The sequence below is a fragment of the Pseudorhodoplanes sp. genome (genome assembly GCF_046289595.1).
Classification (GTDB): domain Bacteria; phylum Pseudomonadota; class Alphaproteobacteria; order Rhizobiales; family Xanthobacteraceae; genus Pseudorhodoplanes.
This window is the reverse complement of the sequence record NZ_JBKBVB010000014.1, coordinates 40,141-49,250: the sequence shown is the minus strand read 5'-3', so window position 1 is coordinate 49,250 and position 9,110 is coordinate 40,141. Positions and strand designations below refer to the sequence as shown.

Below are 9,110 nucleotides of genomic sequence, written 5' to 3'. Positions count from 1 at the left end.
TGACCGAGGCGGCCTGGGCGATCCGCCAGATTCTCGACAGCAAGATGGCCGATCTGTTGCGCCGCATGACCATCGAACGCGGCTACGATCCGCGCGACTTCACGCTGCTGGCCAATGGCGGCGCTGGCCCGTCGCATGCCTGGGTGCTGAGCGAGGAGTTGGGGCTCAACAGTTTCATCGTGCCCGCTGCGGCGACCGCCGAATCCGCCTACGGCACCGGCAATTCCGATCTCGGCTTCACGGCTGAGCGTCCGGCCTATGCGCGCATCTCGCCTGGCGCGATACCCACCGCAGTCCAGCTTGCGCATGTGACCGCTGCACTGCAATCGGCGGTTCAGGAGGTGAAGGCCAATCTCGCGCTGGCCGGGCCGAAAGGCGGCATCAAGATCGAAACGTTCATTGCCATCAAGTTCCGCGGCCAGACCAATCATCTCGACATTGGATTCGAGGGCGACGACTTCACAATCGACACGTTCCGCACCGTCGCGGCGACATTCGAACAGCAATACGAGACGCTGTTCGGCCGCGGCGCGGCGTTCTCGAATGCCGGCTATGAACTGATCTCGATCCGCGCGATGGGTACCGGCGCCCTGCCGCCGCCGGCGCTCGCCACCAAGGGCGAGCGCTTCGAGCCGCGCGGCACGCGGCCCGTGGTATTCCGCGAGGCCCGGCGCTCCGTCGACACCGCGATCTACCGCACCTCATTCCCGAAAGAGGGAGAAGCCGCACAAGGCCCGGCCATCATCGAGTTTCCCGGCCAGAGCGTGGTCGTTCCGCCGGGAGCAAATGCAAAGTCCGATCGCTTCGGCAACATTCATGTGAGGCTCGCACAATGAGCGAGATCGGCGCTGTTACATTCGAGGTTATCCGCAATCGCCTTGTCGCGATTTCCGAAGAGATGCGGATCGCACTGCAAGCCGTCTCCGGATCGCCGACCGTCACCGAGGCATCGGACTTTTTCACCGGCCTGTTCCTGCCGAATGGCGCCGTGGTGTCGATGGGCTTCCAGGTGTCGTTCCAGGCCCCGGTCTGCGGCCAGGTCATCCGGCATATCAACGGCAAACCGCAGCTCAAGGTGAAAAGGGGCGACATCTTCATCGGCAACGATCCCTATATCGGGGCTCTGCACCAGAACGACGTGCAGATGATCGGCCCGATCTATGCGGGGGACGAAATCATCGCCTGGGCCGGGGTGGAAGCTCATGAAACCGATGTCGGCGGCATGGATTTCGCGAGCTGGTGCCCGAAGGCGAAGGAAGTCTGGCAGGAAGGCATCCGCATCCCCTGCGTGAAGCTCGTCGACCAGGGCGAAATCCGCGAAGACGTGCTGGAGATGATCGTCACGGCATCGCGCCTGCCCGATCAGCTCGGACTCGATATCCGCGCCTTCATCGCCACCGTGAATGTGGCGAACCGCAGGGTCGGCGAACTGGTCGAGCGCTATGGCGCGAAGGTCGTGACCGAGGTGATGCGCCGCATGATCGCCTCGTCCGAGGCGCGGTTGCGCGCCCGCCTCAAGGAGTTGCCGGACGGCACCGTGCATGCCGCCGACTTCATCGAGCATGACGGCCACCAGAACATTCTTTACAAGATCGACTGCAAGGCGACAAAGAAGGGCGATACGCTGACGCTCGACTTCTCGGGCTCGAGCAGGCAGGCGCCGGGCTTCATAAACGCGACCCGCTCCGGCCTTGTTGGCGGCTGCGCCGGCGGCATTCTCACGACGCTCGGCTTCGACATCCAGTGGAATCAGGGTCTGCTCGATCCGGTCGAGATCGTGGCGCCGGATGGGCTGATCTGCACCGCGCAATTCCCCGCTCCGGTCGGCTCGGCGACGGTCGAGTCCATCTGGTCGGTCAGCAATGCGGTAATGGCGGCGCTGAACAAGCTGCTCGCGACCTCGCCGAAGTACCGGCATCGCGCCCAATGCATCAGCGACGGCTGCATGGCGACCTTCAATCTCGGCGGCATCAATCAATATGGCGAGCCGTTCGGGCTGCATCTGATGGACCCCCTGGCCGCGGGTTCCGGCGCTTTTGCCAGCAAGGACGGCATCGATGCGGGCGGCCCGATCACCTCGCCGGTCTCCTGTATTGCCGATGTCGAGCGCAACGAGCAGGTGGTGCCGCTGTTCTATCTGCATCGCAAACTCACGCCCGATACCGGCGGCGCCGGCAAATTCCGCGGCGGTCTGTCCGCCGAGGTTGCACTGACGCTTGGCGGCATCGAGAAGGCGATGGCCCTGATCATGACCCATGGCGCGGAGTCGCCGAACACGGCCGGTCTTTCCGGCGGCTGGCCGGGCTCGACCGTGGTGCAGTCGATGGGCTGGGGCGCGATCGAGGGCGGGCTGCTCAATGATGGCGGCAGATGGGAGCGCTTCGGCCCAAAGCCAGGCCTGATGCCGATGACCAATCGCGATGTCTTCTCGGTGATCTGGCAGGGCGGCGGCGGCTGGGGCGATCCGCTGGAGCGCGAGGCAGCGGACGTCGCACGCGATGTCGCATCCGGCGCCGTCAGCGTGGAGACCGCGCGTGAAATCTACGGCGTCGTGGTGAATGGCAAGGGCGCCGACGAGGCCGCGACCGAGCGGCAGCGCGAAGCGATCCGCAAGGCCAGGGTCGGCAATTTCGATACCGATCCGGCCAAACGCAGCGCCGCACAGCCGGTCGCGTCCCTGAGCGAGGGCCTGTTCGTGGTGCAAGACGAACGCGGCACCCATGTCGTGAGCCGCGCCGGCTACATCCTTGCGACCAACTCGACCGCGTGGCGCAAGGGCGCAAAATCCGTCACCTTCGAAACGCTCCCGGAACGATACCGCATCGACCTGCATGCCGATTTGTGCTGCACGGTGCATTACTGCCCGGCGAGCGGGACGCAGCTTGCGGTCGACTTCCATCGCAAGGGCGAGCCGCCGGCCGACGATCTCGTCCTCGACCTCAAGACCCTGCCGGAACTGGCCGCATGAACAATGTGCCTAATCCATTCCTGACCGCGGCCGGCGACGATTTGCCGACACAATATGACCGGCCGCCGGACTTCGACGGATTCATCGAAGAACGCGACGTCAGGGTGCCGATGCGCGATGGCGTGCATCTGTCGGTCGACATCTACCGACCCGAAACCAAGACGAAGCTTCCGGCGCTGCTCGCCTTCGCCATCTACAACAAGGATTTGCAGGGACCGGATGTCGCCGAGGCGCTGACGCCGCAGCCGTCATGGGCGCCGCTCTGGACCGGCTGGCTGGAAGCTGGCGACACGCGCTTTCTCACCTCGCGCGGCTATATCCATGTCATCGGTGCGCCACGCGGTATCGGCAAGTCCGAAAGCGGCGGCTCACGCGAATTCGACAGCTACGATCTGATTGAATGGATCGCCAAGCAGCCTTGGTGCGACGGCAATGTCGGTATGATCGGCATCTCCGGATTCGGCGCCGAACAATTCAATGTCGCAAAGCAACAGCCGCCGGCGCTCAAGGCGATTTTTCCGTTCGACCCGCGCGGCGCCTACGGCACCCTCGGCAGCTTCCGCGAGGAATATCACGGCGGCGTGCTGCATCTCTTCCGCTATCTCCTGTCGATCAATCTGGTCGCCCACCAGAACAAGGGCCAGCCCGGCGCATTGCCTCCGGAGCGTGAGGCGCTCTGGCGCGAGGCAATGGCCAATCCCGACTTCAAGATCTATCCGCATGTCTACAACATCCTGACCCAGAAGGGTCAGCATCTACCCGCGATCTTCGACTTTCTCATTCATCCCTATGACAAGGAGGAGATTGTCGAGAAGGCGGAAGCCGATTTCGGGAAGATCAAGATTCCCGCCTATACCGGCTCGGGCTGGTACGCCTACGGCTACAAGACGCATCTGAACGGCGCGCAGAACTGGTTCCGCAATATCGACGTGCCGAAGAAGCTCGCTTTCGGCGGACCCTCGCATCTGGAACGGCCCTTCCGGTCCTTTCATCAGGAGATCTTGCGCTGGTACGACCATTGGCTGAAGGGCATCGACACCGGCATCATGGACGAGCCCCCGGTGAAATACTGGGTCATGGGCGCGAATGAATGGCGGTACGGCCAGGACTGGCCGCTGCCCGAGACGCAATGGACCAAGCTCTATCTTTCGAGCTGGGGACGGCTGCGGCCGCAGCCCTTCCTTCCGTCGAGCACCGACGGGCGGCTCGCGCCCGACGCCTTCGTGCAGATGCCGCTCACCCAGACCACCGAGGTGCAGCGCCTGCGCTATATGAGCGAGCCGCTGCCGCAAGACACGCTGATCGCCGGCCCGATCGTCCTCACCCTGTTCGCCGAGATCGATCAGGACGACACCAACTGGATCGTGGTGCTGAGCGATGTCGGCCCCGATGTGTCCGTGCGCACCGCGCGCGAGGGCGAGCGCAACGTGCCGCGCGATCTGCCCGAGCGCGAACTTACTCGCGGCTGGCTGAAAGCCTCGATGCGCGAACTCGATCCGAAGCGATCAAAGCCCTGGAAACCCTGGCACAAGCTGACCCGCGCCGCGAAAAAGCCGGTCGTGCCGGGCCAAGTCACCGAATATCAGATCGAGCTGATGGCGACCGCAAATATGTTCAAGGCCGGGCATCGCATCTGCCTCGACATTACCAGCCTCGACGTGCCGACCGGCGTCGGCGGCGCCACCAACGTGGAATATATCCCCTATCACATCTGTTCGAGCCGCACCGTGCTGCACAAGGTGCATCACGACGCGCGGCACCCCTCGCATCTGCTGCTGCCGGTGATTCCTGTCAGCGAAAATCCGCAGCCCCGCTGACCAGCCGCAAGCAGCGATCTGGCTGCCATTCAGGGCAGCCGCGGTCCGCGCGGCAGCTCTTGACGTGAGGAGCTGCGGCGCCCCTGCCGGAAAACGGGACGTCGCGCGGTTGCGCGAATTGTGACGAACTTCCTAAGATTGGTGGGTGTACAAGGATTCGAACCTTGGACCCGCTGATTAAGAGTCAGCTGCTCTACCAACTGAGCTATACACCCGGGCCACTTACTCGCCGTCAGGCGAAAGCGGGGCTCGTTTAGCAAAGCCGCCCCGCGCTGTCCAGCAACGCCATCGCCCGCTCCTTAATATCCTTCGAGCGCTCTTTGTGACGCGGGGTACGGCTGTCGACAGCCCTTCCGACAGAACCGGCCAGGGTACCGGCCGTCGGCCTGGCCAGCGCTCGCCTGACCCGCCTTGGCTCAAGCGCGCTTATGATAGGGCGGCAGACACCTGACGCTGCGTCGGCACGGTTCGGCAAGCCGCCACCGGAGGCTACCGGCCCGCGCCGCAGGGCACAAAATAGAAAGGCCGCCGGGCGGGGGAACCCGGCGGCCTCCGGTTAGGCGGCGATCGGTGGGGGCTGGGGGGCTTGAATGACCGCCGCTTCCGTAGCTCAGAGCGCGCTTTTGCTCAAAATCCCCTTGCTCAGAGCGCCCGCATGTTCACATGCCCTTATGTCACACGCCCTTGTTTGCATACTGGCCGGTCGCCATGCGGCTTGAGCTCGCCCTGCGCGCCGGTATTGCCCGCGCCCCCAGAACTCCCGAGGGCCGCGGTTCGACACCTGAAACTCACGTTAAGTAAAGCGCTCGCAGACCGTGCTTCAACTTAAATATCGGACAGGTTCGAGCCGAGACCGCCGCGCGATACGCGGCGAATTGCCACCTCAACCTCGGCTTTTGCGCCTCGGCGGCTTTCTCGGCTACACTTGTCCAATCACCGGAGGAACTCCGGCACGCCGGGCAACCGGAACAATAAGAAACCGGATCACCGGAACGATAAACAGACAGGGAGAAACGCAATGCAGCAGATGAAACCCAGGCATTGGCTGGCGCTTTCGGCGGCCGGATTCGCAGCGGCCATCATGGCGACGGCCGTTCCGGCTCAGTCGCAGGAGCGCAAGTCGATCCGCTGGTCCACGTCGAGCGTCGACTCGTATGGCTACAAGGTCGCTGCCGCGATGACCAAAATCGCCGAAGAGGCGCTCGGCGGCGAATATACCGTGACCGTCAACCCCTACCCCGCGACGACGGCGGCGATGAAGGCTGCAATGGATGGCAATGGCGAGATCGGCTACACCGCCGATGTCGGCATGACCCAGCTCTATGCCGGCGAGGGCGGTTTCAAGAACTATACACCGGGCAAGGGCAAGCTCGTTCACACTTGGTATGCTTATCCGATGGAATCCTTCATGGCAGTGCCTGCCGACAAGGCGGCACAATTCAAATGCCTGAAGGATCTGTCCGGAAAGCCGACCTTTTTCACGCCGGCCGGCTTTATGAACTGGCTGAATTTCCAGCGCATGTACAAGGCGCTGGGTTACGACTTCAAGCATGTCCAGATCGATCCGAAGACACAGTCCGACGCGCTGAAGGGCGGCACGATCGCAGCCTCTGTGGCCTACACCACCTCGGGCGCTTCGCTCGCGCCGTACTGGAAGGAGACCGAGGTCCGCATGGATGTAACCATCGTCAATCCATGCCCGGACGAGATCGAAAAATTGAAGGCCGCCGGCCTATCGATCACCGATGTCAGCCCGAAGGTGTTTGCCAAGGATGTCGGCGTACAGAACATCCAGGGAGTGCCGATCCTGTTCGCCTATAACATGCGCGCGGATATGCCCGAGGATGTGGTCTACAGGCTGCTCAGCGCATTCTACAAGAATCGGGATGCGCTGGCGAAGCAGGACGCCGGCTTCACGCCGCTCGCCAAGGACTTTGTCGGAATGCAGGTGGCCGGTATCAATGCCAATCCCGACATTCCGGTCCATGCCGGCCTTGCCAAGTTCCTCAAGGAACACAACGCTTGGAACGACAAGTGGAAGATCGCAGCCAGCGGCAGCTGATTGCTGACTGACGACACTGCGGGGGCGAGGCGGATGCGCGGGCAGGCGCATTCCCTCGCTCTTGTCGCATCCGGCGCGAGGGAACGAACGGCGGCGCAGCCTTCCGCGCGAACGTGAGGGCAGGCCCCGTCAGGCGCGGGCAACCGCAACCACAAACTTTTAAAAGAACAAGAAGCGTCTTGCCTACGAGAGGGGACGGGCAATGCGATCGGCAATAGCGACGAGGCTCAAGGGGCTCAACGGCCCAATCCTGCTTTTCTCGACCGTCCTGCTGGTATGGCTGCTTTGGTATTTCTACACCGGCTATGGCGGTCCGCAGGAACTCGCCTCCCGTCTGATCCCGGTCGCGGTGATCCTGCAGATACTGATCATGTATCGCGGCGGCTATTTCTACAGCTGGCTGCCGGCACGCGTGAACGATGTTCTTGTCGTTATCTACATCGCCATTGCGCTCTATGCGTTCTGGCATTTCTGGTGGGAATTCGAAGAGATCGCCATATATCGCCAGGGGTCTTACACAACACAGGATTACATCGCCGGCCTCACCATGTTCCTTCTGGTGATGGAGCTGTCGCGCCTCGCGCACCCTGCTTTGTTCTGGATCAACCTGACGCTCGTTCTCTACACGATCTATGGCTATCTCAGCCCCTTCGACTTCTTCTGGCATCCCGGTACGACATTCTATCGCGTCGTCACGTCCAGCACCGTCGAATTGTCGACCGGAATCTACGGCATCTACGGCCAGCTCGCGCTGACGCTGATCGCGGCGTTCCTGCTGCTTGCAGCGGCGGCGCGCGGATTCGGCGCCCAGAGCGCCATGATCAACGTGATGCGGCGCCTCGCCGGACGCTCGCGCCAGATGGTGCCGCAAACCGCAGTGATGGGCTCGCTCGCGGTCGGCACGATTTCGGGCTCCGGGTCGGCCAATGCGGTGGTGGTCGGCTCCATTACCATTCCGCTGATGAAACGCTACGGCGTCCCGGGCACGTTTGCCGGTGCGGTCGAGACCTCGGCGTCGATGGGCGGCCTGCTGATGCCGCCGCTGATGGGCGTCGGCGCATTTCTGATGTCGGAATTTCTCGGCGTGCCTTATTGGGACGTGGTGGCGCGCGGCTTCACGCTCGCCATAGTCTATTATCTGTGTCTTGCGCTCGCGATCTACCTGATCTGCGTGCGCATCCTGCCGCGCGACGAAATTACGCCGCCCGTTGTCGTGACCTACGATCAGGCGAAGACCTCAATCTTCTTCATCTCGGTGCTCTTCCTGATCTTTCTGATGGGCTATGTCGGCATCGGCGAATTGCGCGCCGCCCTGTTCACCGCAGGCTTCATGTTCGCGGTGCTGATGCTGGCCTTTCTGTATTTCAAGTATGTGCTGAAAGACCCGAACGTCGCAGAGGAATCGCTGTTCGAGAATATCTGTCTCAGCATCGAGACACATGGCGACATGACGTCCTATCTGACGCTCCTGTTGGCTACGCTCGGCATCATGATCGGCCTGTTCACGGTGACGGGCTTCATCAATCGCATGGGCGCGACGCTGCTCGATCTCGGAGCCTGGAACATCCTGGCGATGATCGCCATGGCCTATATCTTCGGCTGGCTGGTCGGCGCCGGACTGCCGCCGACCGCGACCTATATCATCGGGGCCGTCATCATCGTGCAGCCGCTGGTGAGCCTCGGCGTCAACCCATGGGTCGCCCATTTCTTCGTGTTCCTGATTTCGGTCTGGGGCGAGTTGTCGCCTCCGACATCGCTGACCGCCGCCGTTTCGGCGCGAATAGCGGAAGCATCCTTCATGAAGACGATGTGGGAGGCGCTGAAGATCTGCCTGCCGCTCACGTTGATGACCTTCGCGATCTTTACCCGCTCCAACATGGTCGTCACCACCGGCTGGAGCCAGTTCGTGGATTCCGTGCTGGTGCTGATCGGGACATCGGGGACGGCCTTCGCGATGTTCGGACGCACAACGACCGTGAAGCCGCTCGACTGGCTGATCCGGATCGTCATTGCCGTCGTGTCCTGCGTGGTGCTGTTCCACCCCAATGACACTGTTGCGCTCTGGACTGCACCGCTCTGCGCAATTCTGGTAATCGTCGGCATCATCCGCCATGCCAGCGTCGCTCCGCCCGAGGCGATGCCGGATTTGCCCGATCCCGGCGACACGTCCGGAAACCTCGACACACTGGTGGCCGAGGCCAAGCGCGATTTCGGCTGAGGCCCGCGCGAAGAGGCGCAAACGAAAAGGGCGGCCTTCGATCAG

At 62.6% G+C, this 9,110-nt stretch carries 5 protein-coding genes and 1 tRNA gene; 5 read left to right on the top strand and 1 reads right to left on the bottom strand.

The features are described from left to right. The 3 genes from ACK41X_RS05265 to ACK41X_RS05255 all read left to right on the top strand — a co-directional run. A partial coding sequence (locus ACK41X_RS05265) for a hydantoinase/oxoprolinase family protein (RefSeq protein WP_409719987.1) occupies positions 1 to 836 on the top strand: 836 nt, incomplete at its 5' end. Further along, positions 833 to 2,968, top strand: coding sequence for a hydantoinase B/oxoprolinase family protein (locus ACK41X_RS05260; RefSeq protein WP_409719985.1), 2,136 nt, complete (start codon positions 833 to 835; stop codon positions 2,966 to 2,968). The genes ACK41X_RS05265 and ACK41X_RS05260, both read left to right, overlap by 4 nt. Then, the gene (locus ACK41X_RS05255; protein WP_409719983.1) at positions 2,965 to 4,785 is read left to right on the top strand and encodes a CocE/NonD family hydrolase; all 1,821 of its coding nucleotides are present in this window, start codon (positions 2,965 to 2,967) and stop codon (positions 4,783 to 4,785) included. Before ACK41X_RS05260 ends, ACK41X_RS05255 begins: the two co-directional genes overlap by 4 nt. A 139-nt stretch (positions 4,786 to 4,924) precedes the next feature. Here ACK41X_RS05255 and ACK41X_RS05250 read toward each other — a convergent pair. Then, a tRNA-Lys gene (locus ACK41X_RS05250) sits at positions 4,925 to 5,000 on the bottom strand. 803 nt (positions 5,001 to 5,803) lie between these two features. Here ACK41X_RS05250 and ACK41X_RS05245 point away from each other — a divergent pair. Continuing rightward, positions 5,804 to 6,847, top strand: a complete 1,044-nt coding sequence (locus ACK41X_RS05245) for a TAXI family TRAP transporter solute-binding subunit (RefSeq protein ID WP_409719981.1) — start codon at positions 5,804 to 5,806, stop codon at positions 6,845 to 6,847. Between the two features lie 202 nt (positions 6,848 to 7,049). Further along, complete coding sequence (locus tag ACK41X_RS05240; RefSeq protein ID WP_409719979.1) at positions 7,050 to 9,065, top strand: TRAP transporter permease; 2,016 nt, start codon at positions 7,050 to 7,052, stop codon at positions 9,063 to 9,065. Positions 9,066 to 9,110: the final 45 nt, after the last annotated feature.